The following is an 18,529-nucleotide window of genomic DNA, read 5'->3' as shown; positions in this document are numbered from 1 at the left end:
TCCAATTTAACGCAATCCGCGAAGACAGGCTTTGTTGTTTATGCTAATTTTTATGAACGTATGTAAATTTTTGACGAAACCTATCTTTTATCCGTATGAATGACTACTTTTTTCCGGGAAGCACAATGCGGTACGATGGATTCACTTTCCCTTTCGAAATGGCCGTAAGCTTACTTTTCAGCATGCGCTTTTTCAGAGGGGTTAAATAATCAATAAATAACTTTCCGTCCAGGTGGTCGTATTCGTGTTGAATAACCCGTGCAGCAAAGCCGCCGTATTCTTCAATGTGTTCAACTAAATTTTCGTCCAGGTATTTTATCCGGACAAACTCAGGCCGGGACACATCTTCCCTGATTTCAGGCAAACTCAGGCAGCCTTCATTCATCATCCATTCATCTCCCCGGCGTTCCACGATCTCGGGGTTGATAAAAGCTTTTTTAAAACCTTCCAGTTCGGGTTCGTCATCAGCCGCAGGCGTGGCATCAATAACAAAAATACGCAGCGATTTTCCGATTTGCGGGGCAGCCAGGCCGACTCCGTCTGAATGGTACATGGTTTCATACATATCGTCAATAAGCTCTTTTAAACCTTGAAAGTCGTTGTTAATTGGCTCGGCAACTTTTCTTAACAGCGGTTCTCCGTAAACAGTAATCGGGTAAATCATTATTTATATTTTTGTTGTTCCATGTACGATTGAAGCAAAATGGTAGCACTTACTGCATCAATCATTCCTTTATTTTTTCTGTCCTTTTTTTTCAAGCCGGCATCAATCATGGTTTGAAAAGCCATTTTCGATGTAAATCGTTCGTCTACCTGTTCGATGGGCATGTCGGGGTAGAGCTTTTGAAAACGCTTTAAAAACGGATTGATATACAAAACGGACTGAGAGGCTTCATTGTTCATTTGAAGCGGATAGCCAATGATTATTTTTTCAATATCTTCTTTTTGAAAATATTCTTTCAAAAAGTCAAAGATCTGATGACTGGGTACAGTGGTTAGCTTGCCGGCAATCATTTTCATCGGATCGGTAACGGCAAGCCCAACTCTTTTTTTTCCGTAATCAATGGCTAAAATTCTTCCCACATTTTAAGATTTGCTGCAAAAGTAATAATCTCTTTCTCAGAAAAAAAGATTTGTATTTTATTATTATACCGAATTGATGACTATGGATCTGGTTGTCAGCTTGTTGTATTTTTGGCATACACTTTGACTATCAGAGTTAACTGAATACCGGTAAACAGGCACCCAACAAAGAAGGATGTTGAATTTTAAAATTGGAAGCCATGAAAGCAAAATTAAACTTCAGATTAATTACAGCAGCATTCATATTTGCAGCAGTAATGTTTAGCTTCGATGCAGAAGCGCAAAGACGTGAATATAAACAGAGCGAAGTAAGAAAACAGGAGAAAAACCGGAATGATGGCCGTGGAAATTATCATACGCCGTATAACCAGGGAAATAAGAATTACGCACATAAAAATCACAAGAAGGATCATTCATATCACTACGACAAACACAATAAGTTCAGCTACAACCATCCGAAATACGGACATGTTTATCGCCGGTTTGATACAACCCCGGTAAAAATAAAGCACAGCCACGGAAACTACTATTATCACAAAGGACATTATTATCATTATCATCACGGCGTTGGTTATGTGAGAGTTGATTTTCCCCGCCACCTTGTTTTTGTTGATTTACCGTTCCGTTGCGAACGGGTACGCGTAGGACACCAGGTTTATTACCGACACGGAGACTTGTATTTTGAGCATTACGGGAATGGTTACCGTTTAGCTCCGCGTGTTGGCATCCATATTTCAGCCCATTTCTAGTTCATTATATATTGAACACTTTTTATCGGAAGCCGTCTTTTTGACGGCTTTCTTTTTGTTCATAAAGAAACACTCCGGCTTATATTTCGGTATGCAGAATGATTTTGGCGCCTGCATGTTGCATTTCTTCCCAAGCCTTCTTTTCATCCCCCTCCCGGGCGTTTACACCTTCAACAGCATCTTTAATGACATAGGTTTCGTAGCCAGCCTGCAAGGCGTCAAGAACCGTATTTTTTACACAATATTCAGTTGTTAATCCGCATATATACAGTGTTTTAATGCCTTTATTTTTCAATAGCAGATCCAGACCGACATTGGTGGCCTCGAATGCCGAGTAGCCGTCGTCGGAATCCCGTGTGCCTTTTTGGATGACCAGGTCAATTTTAGGCCGGTTTAGTTCCTGCGGAAACTCAGCTCCCCATGAACCGGCCACGCAGTGGACCGGCCATGTTTTAAAATGAACGGTTTCTTTCGGGTGCCAGTCTTTGGAGGCAATCACCCAATCAAAATGGCCGAGCAGCTTGTTGAGAACCGGAATAATCCGGCTTCCTTTTGGTGCAGGAAGGGCTCCCCCCGGCAAAAAATCATTTTGAAGATCTACAATAATCAGTGTTTTCATCGCATATTCGGTTTTAGGTTTATCCTCACATCAAAACAAATTCAGGCTTTGTTTGAATGACGCCTGGCGAGTTGGTTTCGTAACTCCAGTAATTCGCTGCTAAGCCCGACTTTATAAACGTGCGGGTTTAAAAAACGTTTATGTTCTTCGGGTAATTGTTTCAGCCGCGACAAGGTATACCTGGCGATATCCTGCGGTTTTTGCTGATTGACAATAGACCGGCCGTCTTTCATAACCGGTTGCATCAGCCTTTCTTTGGCGCAGTGACTGATGTTTTTCTGTTTCCCCGGTTCAGCCGGATGATGAATGTATTGGTAGGGTTGTTCTTCAGTCAGTGCAATCCCGTCAGCACAAAACAGCTGGTCCTGATCAATAAAACGATGGATGATTTTAATCCCCGGTAAGGTCATCTTCGCCGGATTATCAGAGACCTTTATGGAAGGCTTTCCGTCGAACCATGAAAGTTTATATACGCCGTCGAGTGCTGCATCATCTTTTCCGGTGGCCAGGGAGGTTCCAACGCCGAATACATCAATTGGCGCGCCCTGGGATAACAGGCTTTGGATAATCGTTTCGTCGAGTTGGTTGGATGCGACTATTTTTACCTCTGGAAAACCACCTTCATCCAGCATCTTTCTTACTTTTTTGCTCAGGTAGGTCAAGTCGCCGCTGTCGAGGCGAACCCCCTTCAACTGATGGCCTTTCTGCCGGAGTTCCTGAGCCACGGTTATTGCATTGGGAATGCCGCTTTTTAAGGTATCGTAGGTATCGGCCAGGAGGATACAGTCATCCGGAAAATAGTTGGCATAGGTTCTAAAGGCGGTCAGTTCATCATCAAAACTTTGGATCCACGAATGGGCCATGGTTCCGCTGCTTTCCAGTCCGTACAAGTGAGCGCTGTACACGTTCGATGTTTTATCGAAACCTCCGCTGATGGCCGCCTTCGAAGCATTTATTCCTCCGGTACCCTGGGCGCGTCGCAAGCCGAATTCGAGTAGAAGTTTATCGCCTGCGGCTAACCTCATCCGGCTGGCTTTAGTCGCAATCAGCGATTCAAAGTTGAGAACATTCAATAACAGGGTTTCCGCTAACTGGGTTTCCAGGATGTTGCCCTCAACCCGTAAGGCCGGTTCGTTAGGAAAAATGATTTCACCTTCTTTGACCGAATATACCGACGCCCTGAATGAAAAAGTTTTCAGGTAGCTGATAAAACGTTTATCAAACCCAATGGATTCGAGGTATTCGCAAGCATCGGCTTCGTACCTGAAATTTTCGAGCAAGTCCAGAAGTGTCGATAAACCGGAGAAGACAACATACCCGCCCTGGTAGGGGTTCTTTCGGAAAAAATAATCAAAACACGCTCTTTTCAGATGGCGGCCACTCAGAAAATAGCCCTGTGCCATGGTCAACTCGTAATGGTCTGTATATAAACCGCTGTTTTTCCAGATCGGATACATAGGGAATCTTTTTGAAAGGAATTTCATGCAAATTACGCATAAAATAAATGAGGATGAAGCGTTTGTGCATTGAATTGAGCTACATCTCCGGAATTTTATCACGCGATAATAAATAAAAAAACCGCCTTCGGTTGATGAGGCGGCTTTACGTGTTATCGTTATTTTATCACATCTGGCTGTGTTTGATATTTGCCTGGGCGGCGGCTACGCGGGCAATAGGTACACGGTAGGGTGAGCAGCTGACATAGTCGAGATCAACGCTGTTGCAGAATTCAACAGAGCTAGGCTCTCCGCCGTGTTCGCCGCAAATACCCACTTTGAGCCCGGGTTTGGTTGAGCGTCCTTTTTCAACACCCATTTTAACCAGTTGTCCGACGCCATTCTGATCGAGAACCTGGAAGGGATCATTTTTCAGGATTCCGTTATCCAGGTAGACAGGCAAAAATTTACCGGCATCATCGCGTGAGTAACCGAGTGTCATCTGTGTCAGGTCGTTTGTTCCGAAAGAGAAAAAGTCGGCTTCGGCGGCGATGTGATCGGCAGTGAGTGCCGCACGCGGAATTTCAATCATGGTCCCCAACAGGAAATCAACCCGTCCACCTCGTTCCTGAAAAACTTTTTCTGCTGTTTCGCGGATGATATCGGCCTGGTTCTTCAGTTCGGCTACCGTACCTACCAGTGGAACCATGATTTCCGGTCGGGCATCAATCCCTTTGACTTTGAGGTTTAAGGCGGCTTCGATGATAGCGCGAGCCTGCATGGCCGTAATTTCAGGATAAGTAATTCCGAGGCGGCAACCACGGTGTCCGAGCATGGGATTGAACTCTTCGAGTTCCGAAATTTTTGATTTGACTGCGTCGATGGATATACCCATTTCGTCGGCCAGTTCTTTCTGTGTCGCCTGCTGATGCGGAACAAATTCGTGCAACGGCGGGTCAAGCAAACGGACGGTCACACCGTAACCTTCCATGGCTTCAAAGATGCCTTCGAAGTCGTCTCGCTGGTAGGGAAGAAGTTTTGCCAGCGCCTTTTCCCGGCCTTCTTTTGTCGAGGAAAGGATCATTTCGCGCATTGCTTTGATCCGTTCACCTTCGAAAAACATATGTTCGGTGCGACAAAGGCCAATCCCCCGTGCGCCAAACTTTCTGGCTACCTGGGCATCGTGCGGCGTATCTGCATTGGTTCGGACAGACATGCGGGTAAATTGATCGGCCAGATCCATCACCTTGCTAAAATCTCCACCCATATCCGGGTTTTTGGTCTGAACTTTTCCATCGTAAACGTCACCCGTTGAGCCATTTAGTGAGATCCAGTCGCCTTCTTTGAATTTATTTCCGCCGATGGTCATTGTCCTGGCCTTATAATCAATCTTGATAGCGCCGGCGCCGGATACACAACATTTTCCCATTCCGCGGGCAACAACGGCTGCATGAGAAGTCATACCGCCGCGTGCCGTAAGAATACCGCGTGCGATATTCATTCCTTCGAGGTCCTCGGGCGAAGTTTCGATACGCACTAGAATTGAAACATCATATTTAGACGCTTCATCGGCAAAAAATACAATTTGACCTGTGGCCGCTCCCGGAGATGCCGGCAGGCCTTTGGCCAGTATCCGGGCTTTTTTGATGGCATCGGTATCAAAAACCGGGTGAAGCAACTCATCCAGTTTGTTTGGTTCGATACGCATCAGCGCTGTTTTTTCGTCAATGATGCCTTGTTCAAGCATATCGATGGCAATTTTCACCATTGCAGCCCCGGTTCGTTTCCCGTTACGGGTTTGCAGCAACCATAGTTTTCCTTCCTGAATGGTAAACTCCAGGTCCTGCATATCTTTGTAGTGGTTTTCCAGTTTTTGTTGAACAGCCACCAATTCGGAGTAGAGCGTCGGCATCGTCTCTTCGAGTGAGGGGAAACTGGCTTTTCGTTCCTCTTCGGCAACGCCGGCCAGTTCGGCCCAGCGTTTACTGCCTTCAAGGGTAATTTGCTGGGGTGTTCTGATCCCGGCAACAACATCTTCCCCCTGTGCATTGATCAGGTATTCGCCGTTGAACAGGTCTTCGCCGGTAGCAGCATCGCGTGTAAAGGCTACGCCGGTGGCCGACGTATCGCCCATATTTCCAAATACCATGGACTGCACGTTTACGGCTGTACCCCAGTCGGCAGAGAATCCGTTCATTTTGCGGTAGTAGATGGCGCGCTCATTCATCCAGCTGTCAAAAACGGCATATACAGCGCCCCATAGTTGTTCCCACGGGTCGTCTGGGAAACTTTTTCCGGTCACTTTCAATACGGCTTCTTTGAAGCGGATGACCAGTAATTTCAAGTCTTCGGTTGAAAACTGGGTATCCAGTTCAATGTGTTTTTCTTCTTTCAGCGCTTCCATGATCCCCTCAAACGGATCAATGTCTTCCTTGCTTTCCGGTTTCATGCCAAGCACCACATCGCCGTACATTTGTACAAAGCGACGGTATGAGTCCCAGGCAAACCGTTCATTGCCCGATTTTTTTGCAATACCCTGAACCGCCAGATCATTCAAACCGAGATTTAACACGGTGTCCATCATCCCGGGCATCGAAACGCGGGCCCCCGACCGGACAGATACGAGGCAGGGATTGTCTTTGTCCCCGAATTTTGTGTTGGTAAGTTCTTCGATAAGGGCAACCGCTTTTTCAACTTCGGGTTTAATGGCCTCCAAAGCTGCAGCTTTTCCCTGTTGATTATAAATGGTACATACTTCTGTGGTAATTGTAAAACCAGGAGGTACCGGAACTCCAATCAGGTTCATCTCTGCCAGGTTAGCGCCTTTGCCTCCCAGGAGGTTCTTCATACCAGCCTTTCCTTCAGCTTTTCCATTACCAAATGTATAAACGTACTTTCCCATAAAACGCTTTTTTGGATTAGTTAAAATATTGAATTAAGTCTAAGTTTTCAGTTGCTAATGTAGGCGTATTTTTTTTAAAATTGAAATGGAAAGTTACTACCCGCAACTGTTATGTAACCATTGTGTAATTTGTTCGACCCTGAATTAAAAAATACGACCCGTTTTTTTTGCATGATCAGGCTTATTGCTCTTGTAGTGAATGTATTGTGGAACGGATAAATTCTTAACATTTATTAACGTACCTTGTAGCTTCTTAACGAAAATCCGGGGTATTTTTGAAGTGTGATTTTAGTAGAAGAATAAGCATAATTTTTTCATAGAGATAGGTTTGGTTAAGTTAGAAAATAGGATGGCAACCCCATCCTATTTTCTTTTATAATAAAGCTTCATTAAGCAGGCTATCGGCTGGTTCGGTATGGTTGCTTTTCTTTATCGGTATGTGAATAAGACCAGGGCCAAACCCTGGAAAGGATATCTTTTGAACAGAAATAAACCTGAAGGATGAAACAGTGCGTAATTCTCGATATGGATGGGGTGATTATTGATAGCGAACCGATTCATATGGCTTGTGAAAAAGAGATTTTCCGTTTACTGGGTGTCCGTGTTTCTGACGAAGAGCACCACGCTTTTATCGGAACAACCGATGCGGTCATGTGGGCGAAAATAGGGGAGATGTATGAATTGCCGATCAACGTTCCGTATATCATTCAATTAAAAAAATCACTTTATATGGGACGTTTGAAAAAAGATAATCAGTTAAAGCCAATTCCGTACATCCCCGAACTGATTGCTGATTTGCACAGCAATAAGTTTTCACTGGCATTGGCGTCTTCGTCACCGCATGAACAAATCGACCATATTCTTCGTGTTTTTGGCATACGGAAATATTTTCAGTCAACCGTAAGCGGTGAAGATGTAGACGTAGGTAAGCCCGATCCCGGGATATTTTTGAAAGCTGCCGAATTGGTTGGAATTGCAGTGGAATCCTGTGTCGTGATTGAAGATTCATACAACGGAGTAACTGCGGCTAAAAGCGCCAATATGAAATGTATTGGTTTTAAGAACCCAAATTCGGGCAGGCAGGATTTAAGCCAGGCCGATGCCATTATTTCTGCTATACCAGAAATATCCAGGGAGTTAATCAGCCGTATTTTAAAATGATTTGCAGAGCGGTCAGGTATTCCTCATTTTTGGCAGTAAATCATCATAAATTGCCATCCCATAGTTTCGAAGCAGCCGGCTTGTCCAGAAACAGGATTGTATTGGGGTGTTTTCTTAAAATCGTTGCCGGACAAGCTGTTGTAATTTCGGAGTGAAGCGTGTGGTATACGGCTTCTGCTTTCCTTTCATCCGGTACAACACAACTGATAGTTTTACAGTTCATGATGGCTGTGATCGTGAGCGAAACAGCTTCTTTGGGGACATCATCCAGTGTTGCAAACCAGCCTTCGCCTAACTGCTGCATCCGGCACCCGTGGTCCAGTCTCACCACTTTCACCCAGCGCGGATCATTAAAGTCGGCTACCGGCGGATCGTTGAATGCGATATGCCCGTTCTCTCCAATCCCTATGCAGGCCACGTCAACAGGATGTTCTCTTAACAGTTTTTCATACGCTTCTATTTCTTCATTCAGGTTAGCTGCATCCCCGTTGATCAGGTAAACCTTACCGGGTTTTACCTGATCAAGGATACGCTCTTTCAGGTATTTGCGAAAACTTGCCGGGTGCTGAACGGATAAATCTTTGTATTCATCCAGGTGAAAAACAGTGATCTTTTCCCAGTTAATTTTCCTGGTTTTCAGTGCATCAAGAAATGTAAACTGAGAAGCTCCGGTGGCCAGGATCAAATTGGCTTTTCCTTTTTGCTGAATAGCCTGATCCAGTTTTTCGGTCACATAGTCGGCCGCAGCTTTACCCATTTGTATTTTGTCCGTATAAATCCGAACATTCAGAAGGTCTTTCTGAAATGCTTTAACCGGTTTTTTCATATTTGTCATTGTATTTTTAGAATAATTCAACAATTGCGTAATAAGTTGTCAGGAATGAAAACAGGATAACCGCTGTAATCCCGATGTTTTCTTTCAGGTTTGCCTTATATCCGTTCATTACATTCTTCCGGTTAATCAGGACGAAAACAGGGATGGCAACTGCCGGGAGGATGCAGGCCTGAAATGCCTGTGAAAAGATCATCAGGGCTGGTGGGCGCTGTTCGAGAAATACACTTCCAAAGGCAAACAGCATTGCAAAAAATATCAGGCCGCGTGAAAGCGGGGAATGGATATTCCGGGGTCTTCCGGTGTAGTCTGAAACCAGCCAGGGGGCAATCAAAACGATCGGAAAAATGGTTGAAAGGCCGGCGCCTACAATCCCGAGAATTAGGATAAATGCCGCCACTTTTCCCCCGATTGGTTCAAACAGGGAGATCATTTCAACGGTATTGTCCAGCTTTAATCCCATCAGGTTCAAGGTTCCGGCCGCTACGGCCATGATAACGCCGCTCAGAAAAAGCATCATTGTCGCCGAGACAAAAGCATCCCTTTTTTCATTTTTCAGATGCGTAACGTTCCATCCTTTTTCGGCAACGACTGTACTGCGCATGATAAACACTGCTGCGGAACAGGTGGTACCGGCAATGGCTGCAATCAGCCCGAAAGCGCCGGGGGTGTCGGGAATACCCGGGACCAGGCCTTTTGCCAAAGCAGAAATGCTGGGTTTAACCATGACAAAGACCACCAGAAAAGACAGGCCCATCAGGATAACAAACGCGATCAGGATTTTCTCAAAAGATTGATAACGACCAAACCAAAGCAAAAAATAAAGCGCAACCACGAGGCAAAGGATAATCCACACCGTGTCAATATGAGCGCCGTTAAACCCCAGGCGGATACCTTCCTGGACCAGATCGGCTACAATTCCCATGACGCCAACGAGGGCCAGCAGTTCGCCGAGAATCAATGCAATCAGGATGTAAAGCGCCAGAATCCAGCCTTGTTTAAATTCGGATTTGATGTTGAAGAGCGCCGTCTTGCCGGTTACCAACGTTACTTTTCCGTATGCCACCATCAAGATAAATGTGAAAATACATGACAATACAAGCGCCCAAAAGAGCTCCATGCCATGTTCGGCGCCTGTTTTTGCCATCGTTGTCACGCTGCCTGTCCCGATGTTGTATCCAATCAAAAATAACCCGGGCCCGACTGCGCTCAGCGCAATCAGAATCTTTCTTCCCAAACTTTTTTGCATAAAATTGAATGTATGATGATTATTGTTCCGCTTCGTAGACCAGTGTTCCTTCCACATATGTTTTTTTGATATTTAACTCCCGTTTGTCAATGGTGAAAAGGATCAGGTCGGCGCGTTTGCCGGGAGCCATTTCGCCGCGGTCAGTCAGCCCGTACAAACCGGCGGGGTTGGCGCTTCCCATGCGGATGGCTTCGGCCAGGGTACAACCGGTGACGTTCATGATACGGACAAGTCCGCGGTTAATGGGTGTGGCCGAGCCATACAACACATCCTGGGCAGGGTAACGCAGCAGTCCGTCTTCCGTTAGTTCGATGGTTTCCCCGTCTTCGTTGATGTATTTCCCGGCAGGCAGGCCGGCAAAACTTGTAATGTCGGAGGTGAGAATGGTTCTTTCCGGTCCTTTTACGGCGTAAAACGTTTTAATTTCTTCGTCACGCAGATGAAATCCGTCGCAAATGAGGCTAACCAATAATCTGTCGTTGGCCAGTTGGGGCCATAGGGGATTGTCGTGCCGGTTAATCAGGTTGGCGCATCCGTTCCCAAGGTGAGTGCTGATCCGGGCGCCGTTCAGGACGGCTTGGTCAACCAGATCTTTTGATGCATTGTGATGGCCGAGGGCGACAATAATTCCCCTTGCTGAACACTGGCGGATAAACTCCAGCGCCCCATCTAACTCAGGCGCAAGGGTTACCGTCAGGATGCCGTTGCCTGAAGCTTTGAGAAAGGCTTCAAACTCGTTCCAGTCGGGCTTACGCACGTGTTGTTTCGGATGTGCTCCCCTGAAACCATCCAGTGGCGAGATATACGGTCCTTCCAGGTGAAATCCGGCTAATGAACCCCGTAGCGACGGATCGTTTTTGGCCTTGGCCAGTATCCGGAGGTTTTTTAATAAGGTTTCACGGCTGTTAGTGGTGAGCGTGGGCAGGTAAGTGGTGACCCCTTTTTCCCAGAGACCGGCCGTGGCCTTTTTTATTCCGTCAATTGTCAGTTCGCTGCCGCCAAACACAAATGAAACTCCCAGGTAACCATTCACCTGGTTGTCGATCAGCCCGGGGGCGATATAAAGAGTCTGGTTTCCGTCTGACAATTTTTCGATTCGCCTGATATCCGCAATTTTTCCGTCCGTTATTTCCACTGAAACCGGAGTATGGTCGAGATAATGCAGTCCTTCAATTTTTATCTGTCCAAATGATGTTTTCATCCAGATCATGGCTAAACAGAGCAGGAAATAGTTGAATTGACGTTTAACCGGATTAATCATCGCAATTTGTTTGTTTTTAGATTTTTACTTCTACCCATTTTCCGTTGTTGCCCGATTTTTCGAGGGCTTCCAAAACGGCCACACTTTTCAGGATGCTTTCGTGACTTCGTGGTTCTTTCCCGGTGCGGAACATGTCGACCATATCCGAGTAATTTTTGGCCGGAACGGGTTCCTGTACCCTTGATTTTAGTTCTTTAATCTCGTTTTTGGTTTCAATGTACGTGTTCCATCCGTATGAAAGACGCTTAAAAATGAGGGTTGCGAACAGGCCGCTCGTAAACAAAAGGTTTGCGCTGCCGTGACTGCCGTTTCGAGTAACCCTGACCGTTTCAATATCTTCTCCGAAAATGAGCATTAGCGGCTCCACCAGGTGAATCCCGTAAAAAAAGATTCCTCCGTAAGGCGAGCTGAAATCAGCAGGACCGTAACTGACAATGTTATTGAAATCTTCCAGTTCCTGCACTTGTTCCCGGATATCAAACGTGGCGGCGCTTTGGGCAACGGAGCTGAATGAGCTGACAGGTGTGCCTTTTTCCCTGGCCATAGCCAGAAATTCTTTTCCTTCGGATAGCCGGTAACAAAATGGTTTATCGATGAACGTCGGAATTCCGGCCTCTACAAATGGTCTGGCTGCACCCAGGTGATATTTTGCATGACGGTGATCGACAATCAATGCGTCAATTTTGCCCAGCATTTCTTTGGGATCTTTCACCATGTTCGGAATATTTCCTTTTTGCATGGCCGCTTTAGCGAAGTCTTCCGTTTCGCCCCACACGTAACGCAGCTCGGCGCCGGGGAATTTTTTTTCAATGTTGAAGACCTTTCCTAATCCGATGGTATGTGAGTTTTCGGCACCAATAATCCCGATGATGAGGGGCTTTTCACCGGATTCATTGCCGAATATCATGTTCGAAGCCGCAGCAATGCCCGGCGAACATGCAAGTGCAGACATGGCAGTTCCCTGACTTACTTTCTTTATAAATGATCTCCGTGTGTACATTTCTTTAGTTTTTTACAGGTTCATTTTAAATCAATCAGAGTTTCATCTCCCAGCCTTTTTCATAATCTCTCGACCAAAGGAGTTCGGCCTGTTTGTTATTCAGGATGTGACCTGTTTCCGGATCAATTTCAAGTGAGTTGCCAACGCGCTGGGCAATATTTCCCAACTGAACCAACAGCGTGCTCTTGTGCCCGGAATCAATATCTGCGGCAAGTTTTTCTCCATTCAAAATTGCGTTAAAAAAGTTTTGAATATGCAGGGCATCGAGGTTTTGCGCGGGATTTGCCAGGTTTCTTGGGTCGATTTTGAAATCGTCTTTAACCTCTTTTATAAGCGTTCCCTTCAGATCAAAAATGCTGTAGTTATTGCCGCCGGGCAGGAGCAGTGCTCCTGTTTCTCCGTAAAACATCGCCCCGGCTGAACTGCCTTCAATCGGGGTGCCGTTGCAACTCCGGCCTTCCCAGGTCATGGTCACGCCCTCCGCAAAATCAAAATTGATCACTTGTGTATCAGGGGTTTCCCAGTCGTCTTGATATCGATAGCGTCCGCCGTTCGAACTTACCCTGACGGGATAATCGACTCCAAATCCCCAGCGTAACAGATCAACCATATGCGTGCCGTTATTTAACGCCTCACCGGTTCCCCAATGCCAGCGCCAGTGCCAGTCGTAATGCACGATGTTGTCTTTGTATGCTTGCCGGGGGGCAGGGCCCTGCCAAAGGTTCCAATCGAGCCATTCGGGTACCGGAACTTCTTTCCCTGTCCCAATGGGGCCACGATTATTGGTGTACCAGCTTTTCCCGAAATAGGCTTTCCCGATGACTCCGGCTTTAAGCTCTTCAATCGCTTTGACTACATTGGGCCACGAACGCCTTTGGTTGCCCATTTGAATAACTTTATTGTATTTGCCGGCAGCTTCGCGAAGTAACTCGCCTTCCCGGGGGTTGTGGCTGCATGGCTTTTCAACATACACGTGTTTCCCGGCCTGCATGGCTAAAAGAGAAGCCGGAGCGTGCCAGTGGTCAGGCATGGCGATTACAACGGCATCAATATCTTTCGATTCGATCGATTTGCGAAAGTCTGTAAAACCGACAGCTTTCCGATCCTGCTTTTTTTCAACCGTGCTGATGCATTTTCCCATAGCGCGGCGGTCAACATCGCAAACGTGGGCTACTTCGGAATTAGGCTGACTGGCAAAATTTTCAGCCAGCGCATTTCCCCTGGAGTTAACGCCAACCGCAGATATGCTGATCCGCCCGTTTGATCCGATGATTCGTTTATAACTTTGGGCGCTGAAGCCGGGTAAAATGCCTCCAAGATAAGTTGCAGCAACCCCTGTCGCCGATTTTTTGATAAACGTTCGTCTTGAATTGGTCATGGGATATTGGTTTAGTTTGACTGATTTATAGCGTTCAGTCTTTTTTATACATATTACGCACAGTTATCATGTTTCAAAGGTATTTAATTGAAATATTATACGCAAACGTTTGCGTAAATTTTTTCAAAAATGAAAAACCAAGTGCATAATATTGTTTTTGCTTTATTTTCAGATTATAATGAGAGTTTTTTAAACTTTGATTGTTTTAAAAGTTGATGAGTATCTTAGAATACCTCGTATTTTTGTTTTATTTTTACGCAAACGTTTTACCTCAAGTTGATTCTTTTTGAAATGAAAAATGAGCGTGTTACGATTACAAAACTGGCCGGGTTGTTGGGAGTTTCTCCGTCAACGGTTTCCAGGGCTTTGCAAAATCATCCCAGTATTGGAAAAGAAACCTGCAAAAAGGTGCAGAAACTGGCTGTCCGCCTTGGCTATTTTCCCAACTCGATCGCGGCAAACCTGAGGCGAAAAAAAACAAACTTCATCGGGGTGATTGTTCCGCGTATCGACCGCCATTTTCATTCGTATGCCATCAGCGGGATGGAAGAGGTGGCCAATAAAGCCGGTTATTATGTCGGGATATTTCAGTCGAATGATTCGTATCAGCGGGAGACCGAGAATGTTAAAGTGCTTCTGTCAAACCGAGCCGACGGCGTTATTGCCTGTTTAGCCCTGGAAACAAATCAGTATGATCATTTTCTAAAATTGAAAGAAAATAATACGCCGCTTGTTTTTTTCGACCGGGTTTGTTATGAGATTGAATCGAGCCGGATACTGATCGACGATTTTGATGCAGCATTTAAAGTGTGTGAGCACTTGATTTCGATGGGCTGCACACGGATTGCCCATATTGCAGGCAACCAGAACTCGTCGATATTCCGAAACCGGCTGGAAGGCTACAAAGCTGCTTTGAAAAAAAATCAGATAGAGGTTGACCATGAATTGATTTGTTATGCAAACGATCTGGACCGGGAAGAGGGTTGGACCTTTGCCGGGCAACTGCTTCATCGGGAGAAGCGACCGGACGGATTATTTTGTGCCAACGACGTAACAGCAGTCAGCGCTATTCAATATGCAAAAAAAGAAAACCTGAAAATTCCGGAAGAGTTGGCGGTTGCCGGATTTAGCAATACACCGGCGTCTATGATCATTGAACCCGCTTTAACCACCATCGACGACCATGCGTTTGAAATGGGGCAGGCTGCAGCCCGCTTGTTAATCAGGCAAATTGAACGTTATGATGAGCATATTGCTTCAGAAACCGTTTTTATCCGAAATGACCTGATTATTAGGAAATCAACGCTGCGGAAATAGTAAATTTTAGAATTTGCCGCCAGATTTCTGTTAAAAAACATATTGACAGATTGGGTGGATTTTCATTTATATGCCATATTTGTAGGACAAATAGGATTATACTAATTTTATAACTATGAGTTTTAAAATAGACAATAGAACAATTACCCTGGTTGATAAGGTCGAAGTGTCCATTCTGGACTACATCAAAGAAAAAAAACTGATACCGGGCGACTCCCTTCCCAATGAGATGGATCTGTCCAAGGAGTTGGGAATTAGCCGGAATGTGTTAAGAGAAGCACTTAGCCGGCTTCGGATGTTGGGCATCGTGCAGTCGCGTACCCGCAAAGGGATTGTTATTCAGGAGCCGTCGTTAATGTCGGGGTTCGAAAAAGTAATTGAACCTTACCTCTTAGGCGAGAGGGCTATTATTGATATGATGGGCTTACGGATTGCGCTGGAAATCGGGCTCACCGATTTTCTGTTCAAAAACCTGGATGACCGGAAAGTTGACGAATTGGAGAATATTGTCCGCTCGCAGGAAGCGATGAAATTCAGTTTGACCGTGGAACAGGAAACCGAATTTCATAAAAAGATCTATGAAATTTCGGGGAACAATTTTATTATTCAGTTTCAGCAGGTTATCCATCCGGTTTTTGAGTTCGCCAAAATGAACTATGAAAGCTATTTTGCCCCGGTCAACGAACGTTTGCTTCAGGAAGGAAAGATTGTCACACATCAGCACTTGTTTCAATTTATAAAAAACCGCGACATGGAGGGGTACCGCCAGGCCATCAAGACCCATCTTCAGCCATACATGGAATTTATTTACAAAGGAGTTTAGCAAGCGGATGAATTTGAAATTCTACATAGCAATCACCATTTTATTATTCGGACTGAATGCCCGGAGTAGGCCGGCAGTTAAGGATAATTTTCAGGTGAGCGTAGTCGGGAAACTGCCTTCGGCTGATTCGGTGCAAACGAACCCGGGCATTGCCGGGGCGTTTTCAGGTATTGTGCAGGGGCGGCTGTTCATTGCCGGTGGCGCCAATTTTCCCGAAGCCTTGCCCTGGGAAGGCGGCCGTAAAGTTTATCACGACCGGATAACTGTTTTCCGGTTGAACGGAAACGAACTCGGTCTTGTTGACCGGTCATTCAGATTGAAAAATCCCCGGGCGTACGGGGCTTCGGTTTCTTTGCCCGAAGGGGTTTTATGTATCGGGGGAAGTGATCAGTCGGCTTGTTATTCAAACGTTTTTTTGCTACGCTGGAATGACCTTCAGCAGAATATTGATTTTGAAGACTATCCTGACTTACCAGTACCATTGAGTTTTATGTCGGCTGCGTTGCTGGGTAATGCCGTGTATGTGATTGGCGGTTCGGCTTCTCCCGATGGGACTGATACCGGCAACCACTTTTTCAGGCTCGATTTGTTGAAAAAAGGAACAGAGAAATTTGAATGGGAAAAACTTCCTGATTTTCCCGGTTCCGGGAGGGTTTTTCCGGTTTCAGCCGTTCAGTCAAATGGTACCCGCCCGTGTATTTATCTGTTTAGCGGACGCCATGTGGATGAATCGAAAGAAATTACCGTGCTCAAAGACGGGATGTTTTATGATCCGGTAATAAACGGATGGACCAGTATTGGAGATGAGGCGCAACAGGAGTTTCCGGTAATGGCAGCAACTGCTTTTCCGCTTGGGGCCGGCAGCATTGTTTTTCCGGGAGGCGATCCGGGCGAACTTTTACTAAAAGAACAACAATTCAAACGCCAACTAAACCATGCAATCAATGAAGGGAATACGGAGGCTGTTTCGCGGATACAGGCTGAATTGGTCAGCCACCTGGAAAATCATCCCGGATTTTCAAAAAATATTTTGCTTTACAATACCATCACAAATACGGTGACCGTCGGGGGCCAATTTAGTTTTTTCTGTCCGGTTACGACCAATGCCATTCCTTGTGGAAACGGAGTCATCTTAACAAGCGGAGAAATTAAACCGGGCATCCGCACGCCTGATATTATCCAGGTAACACCAATCCAGCAATCTTTTCAGTTTGGGTGGTTAAACTCTGCTGTCATTTTACTTTACTTTCTTTTATTAGTGGTCATTGGGTACATCTTTTCAAAAAAACAAAAAAACACCGATGACTATTTTAAAGGAGGCGGACGGGTTCCGTGGTGGGCTGCAGGCCTGAGTTTATTCGGAACGGCATTAAGCGCCATCACCTTTATGGCTGTACCTGCAAAAACCTATGCCACCGACTGGGCCTATTTTGCGTTCAATATGTCCATCTTTTTGGTCGCACCGGTTATCATCATTCTTTTTATTCCTTTTTACAGAAGTCTGAATGTAACGACTGCCTATGAATACCTTGAAAAAAGGTTTAGCCTGACGATTCGTTTGCTGGGAAGTATTTCATTTATATTATTCCAGATTGGGCGAATGGGAGTCGTGCTGTTGCTGCCTTCGCTGGCGTTGAATGTCGTGACGGGCATGGATGTTTTTTGGTGCATCGTGCTGATGGGGATTATTAGTTTGATCTATACGATGATGGGTGGCATCGAAGCGGTTATCTGGACGGATGTCATCCAGGTAGTCGTGCTGCTCACCGGAGCCCTGATTGCCATCTTCCTGATGACAAATGCCATTGATGGCGGTATCGGCACGGTTTATGAAACCGCAGTTTCGGCGAATAAATTCAATTTGCTTGACCTCCGGCTGACCCTGCGTGAACCAACAGTTTGGGTGATGCTGATCGGCGGATTATTTACCAACATAACCACTTACGGAACCGACCAAACCATGGTGCAACGCTACCTGACGACAAAAACGGAGAAAGAAGCCCGTCGAAGTGTGTGGACCAATGCCTGGCTGACCATTCCGGCAACCATTCTGTTTTTCTCTATCGGGACAAGCTTATTTGTTTTTTATAAAAATTTTCCGGAACTGAATAACCCGATGCTCGAAAATGCAGATGCCGTTTTTCCATGGTACATTGCGTCGGAGCTTCCGGACGGATTTTCAGGCTTACTGATTGCCGGGATCTTTGCAGCGGCCATGAGCAGTTTGTCGAGTAGCATGAATTCGGCTGCCACGGCCTATTCCACCGATATTCATTTCCGATTTAAGCTGACTTCAAAAATTTCACCGCTGAAAATTGCACGCGCCACAACCTTTGTAATCGGGTTGGCGGGCACTTTATTTGCCCTTTTTATGGCAACCTGGAACATCCAGTCGCTTTGGGACGAATTCAACAAGCTGATCGGTCTGCTCATTGGCAGCCTGGGGGGCCTTTTCCTGCTCGGTATCCTTACACGCAGCGCCAATACTCCCGGAGCGCTGATTGGCATTGCCGTGAGCATTTTCGTACAGGTATTTGTCAGTAACCATCATTTCGTTCATTTACTTATGTACACCGCAACCGGCGTAATATCCTGTTTTGTGGCGGGTTGGCTGGGAAGCCTGTTTTTCCCGGGATCCAAAAAACCGGTGGATGGATTGACTGTGACCAGTGACCAGTAACCAGTGACTAATAACCAGTGACCAGTAACCAGTGACCAG

The 18,529-nt window shown here is 45.8% G+C and carries 15 protein-coding genes; 5 read left to right on the top strand and 10 right to left on the bottom strand.

The genetic code is table 11. From position 1 onward, the window contains the following. Window positions 1-103: 103 nt before the first annotated feature. Both def and ruvX read right to left on the bottom strand, forming a co-directional pair. Window positions 104-664: a peptide deformylase gene (def, locus tag ACOIT5_RS19250; RefSeq protein WP_423127798.1), complete on the bottom strand. Its 561-nt coding sequence runs from the start codon at window positions 662-664 to the stop codon at window positions 104-106. After that, the gene (ruvX, locus tag ACOIT5_RS19245) at window positions 664-1,083 is read right to left on the bottom strand and encodes a Holliday junction resolvase RuvX (RefSeq protein ID WP_423127797.1); all 420 of its coding nucleotides are present in this window, start codon (window positions 1,081-1,083) and stop codon (window positions 664-666) included. The genes def and ruvX overlap by 1 nt, the downstream gene beginning before the upstream one ends. 200 nt (window positions 1,084-1,283) lie before the next feature. Between ruvX and ACOIT5_RS19240 the strand changes: the two genes are divergently transcribed. Beyond that, window positions 1,284-1,832, top strand: coding sequence for a DUF6515 family protein (locus ACOIT5_RS19240; RefSeq protein ID WP_423127796.1), 549 nt, complete (start codon window positions 1,284-1,286; stop codon window positions 1,830-1,832). A gap of 79 nt (window positions 1,833-1,911) precedes the next feature. Here ACOIT5_RS19240 and ACOIT5_RS19235 read toward each other — a convergent pair whose 3' ends face one another. The 3 genes from ACOIT5_RS19235 to ppdK form a co-directional block, all read right to left on the bottom strand. Then, window positions 1,912-2,451 (bottom strand): nicotinamidase, encoded by a 540-nt coding sequence (locus ACOIT5_RS19235; protein WP_423127795.1) that lies wholly within the window; start codon window positions 2,449-2,451, stop codon window positions 1,912-1,914. Between the two features lie 41 nt (window positions 2,452-2,492). After that, window positions 2,493-3,908 carry a nicotinate phosphoribosyltransferase gene (locus tag ACOIT5_RS19230; RefSeq protein WP_423127794.1) on the bottom strand — a complete coding sequence of 472 codons (1,416 nt, stop codon included), beginning with the start codon at window positions 3,906-3,908 and terminating at the stop codon, window positions 2,493-2,495. 166 nt (window positions 3,909-4,074) lie between these two features. Further along, window positions 4,075-6,789, bottom strand: a complete 2,715-nt coding sequence (gene ppdK, locus ACOIT5_RS19225; RefSeq protein ID WP_423127793.1) for a pyruvate, phosphate dikinase — start codon at window positions 6,787-6,789, stop codon at window positions 4,075-4,077. 501 nt (window positions 6,790-7,290) lie between these two features. Between ppdK and ACOIT5_RS19220 the strand changes: the two genes are divergently transcribed. Beyond that, complete coding sequence (locus tag ACOIT5_RS19220; RefSeq protein ID WP_423127792.1) at window positions 7,291-7,950, top strand: HAD family hydrolase; 660 nt, start codon at window positions 7,291-7,293, stop codon at window positions 7,948-7,950. 43 nt (window positions 7,951-7,993) lie between these two features. Here ACOIT5_RS19220 and ACOIT5_RS19215 read toward each other — a convergent pair whose 3' ends face one another. From ACOIT5_RS19215 to ACOIT5_RS19195, 5 genes are read right to left on the bottom strand one after another with little or no spacing between them, the layout of a single operon-like run. Then, complete coding sequence (locus ACOIT5_RS19215) at window positions 7,994-8,776, bottom strand: glucosamine-6-phosphate deaminase (protein WP_423127791.1); 783 nt, start codon at window positions 8,774-8,776, stop codon at window positions 7,994-7,996. 16 nt (window positions 8,777-8,792) lie between these two features. Then, window positions 8,793-10,031 carry an Nramp family divalent metal transporter gene (locus ACOIT5_RS19210; protein ID WP_423127790.1) on the bottom strand — a complete coding sequence of 413 codons (1,239 nt, stop codon included), beginning with the start codon at window positions 10,029-10,031 and terminating at the stop codon, window positions 8,793-8,795. Between the two features lie 19 nt (window positions 10,032-10,050). Continuing rightward, window positions 10,051-11,292: an N-acetylglucosamine-6-phosphate deacetylase gene (locus ACOIT5_RS19205; protein ID WP_423127789.1), complete on the bottom strand. Its 1,242-nt coding sequence runs from the start codon at window positions 11,290-11,292 to the stop codon at window positions 10,051-10,053. Between the two features lie 16 nt (window positions 11,293-11,308). Further along, the gene (locus tag ACOIT5_RS19200) at window positions 11,309-12,292 is read right to left on the bottom strand and encodes a Gfo/Idh/MocA family protein (protein ID WP_423127788.1); all 984 of its coding nucleotides are present in this window, start codon (window positions 12,290-12,292) and stop codon (window positions 11,309-11,311) included. A gap of 34 nt (window positions 12,293-12,326) precedes the next feature. Then, window positions 12,327-13,670, bottom strand: a complete 1,344-nt coding sequence (locus ACOIT5_RS19195) for a Gfo/Idh/MocA family protein (protein WP_423127787.1) — start codon at window positions 13,668-13,670, stop codon at window positions 12,327-12,329. Between the two features lie 291 nt (window positions 13,671-13,961). Between ACOIT5_RS19195 and ACOIT5_RS19190 the strand changes: the two genes are divergently transcribed. The 3 genes from ACOIT5_RS19190 to ACOIT5_RS19180 all read left to right on the top strand — a co-directional run bounded on the left by ACOIT5_RS19190 (window position 13,962) and on the right by ACOIT5_RS19180 (window position 18,490). Beyond that, a complete protein-coding gene (locus ACOIT5_RS19190) occupies window positions 13,962-14,987 on the top strand; it encodes a LacI family DNA-binding transcriptional regulator (protein ID WP_423127786.1) in 1,026 nt (341 codons plus the stop codon). 115 nt (window positions 14,988-15,102) lie between these two features. Continuing rightward, a complete protein-coding gene (locus ACOIT5_RS19185) occupies window positions 15,103-15,810 on the top strand; it encodes a FadR/GntR family transcriptional regulator (protein ID WP_423127785.1) in 708 nt (235 codons plus the stop codon). Between the two features lie 7 nt (window positions 15,811-15,817). Next, window positions 15,818-18,490, top strand: a complete 2,673-nt coding sequence (locus ACOIT5_RS19180; RefSeq protein ID WP_423127784.1) for a sodium:solute symporter family transporter — start codon at window positions 15,818-15,820, stop codon at window positions 18,488-18,490. Window positions 18,491-18,529 lie beyond the last annotated feature (39 nt).

This window comes from Gaoshiqia hydrogeniformans, assembly GCF_049347105.1.
GTDB lineage: Bacteria > Bacteroidota > Bacteroidia > Bacteroidales > Prolixibacteraceae > Gaoshiqia > Gaoshiqia hydrogeniformans.
Note: the sequence above shows the minus strand (reverse complement) of the source record. Positions and strands in the feature narration are given on the sequence as shown.

Excerpts from the sequence above, each read along its gene's own strand:
- def (WP_423127798.1), bottom strand. The coding sequence starts at position 664 with ATGATTTACCCGATTACTGTTTACGGAGAACCGCTGTTAAGAAAAGTT.
- ACOIT5_RS19240 (WP_423127796.1), top strand. The coding sequence starts at position 1,284 with ATGAAAGCAAAATTAAACTTCAGATTAATTACAGCAGCATTCATATTT.
- ACOIT5_RS19235 (WP_423127795.1), bottom strand. The coding sequence starts at position 2,451 with ATGAAAACACTGATTATTGTAGATCTTCAAAATGATTTTTTGCCGGGG.
- ACOIT5_RS19230 (WP_423127794.1), bottom strand. The coding sequence starts at position 3,908 with ATGTATCCGATCTGGAAAAACAGCGGTTTATATACAGACCATTACGAG.
- ppdK (WP_423127793.1), bottom strand. The coding sequence starts at position 6,789 with ATGGGAAAGTACGTTTATACATTTGGTAATGGAAAAGCTGAAGGAAAG.
- ACOIT5_RS19220 (WP_423127792.1), top strand. The coding sequence starts at position 7,291 with ATGAAACAGTGCGTAATTCTCGATATGGATGGGGTGATTATTGATAGC.
- ACOIT5_RS19215 (WP_423127791.1), bottom strand. The coding sequence starts at position 8,776 with ATGAAAAAACCGGTTAAAGCATTTCAGAAAGACCTTCTGAATGTTCGG.
- ACOIT5_RS19210 (WP_423127790.1), bottom strand. The coding sequence starts at position 10,031 with ATGCAAAAAAGTTTGGGAAGAAAGATTCTGATTGCGCTGAGCGCAGTC.
- ACOIT5_RS19205 (WP_423127789.1), bottom strand. The coding sequence starts at position 11,292 with ATGATTAATCCGGTTAAACGTCAATTCAACTATTTCCTGCTCTGTTTA.
- ACOIT5_RS19200 (WP_423127788.1), bottom strand. The coding sequence starts at position 12,292 with ATGTACACACGGAGATCATTTATAAAGAAAGTAAGTCAGGGAACTGCC.
- ACOIT5_RS19195 (WP_423127787.1), bottom strand. The coding sequence starts at position 13,670 with ATGACCAATTCAAGACGAACGTTTATCAAAAAATCGGCGACAGGGGTT.
- ACOIT5_RS19190 (WP_423127786.1), top strand. The coding sequence starts at position 13,962 with ATGAAAAATGAGCGTGTTACGATTACAAAACTGGCCGGGTTGTTGGGA.
- ACOIT5_RS19185 (WP_423127785.1), top strand. The coding sequence starts at position 15,103 with ATGAGTTTTAAAATAGACAATAGAACAATTACCCTGGTTGATAAGGTC.
- ACOIT5_RS19180 (WP_423127784.1), top strand. The coding sequence starts at position 15,818 with ATGAATTTGAAATTCTACATAGCAATCACCATTTTATTATTCGGACTG.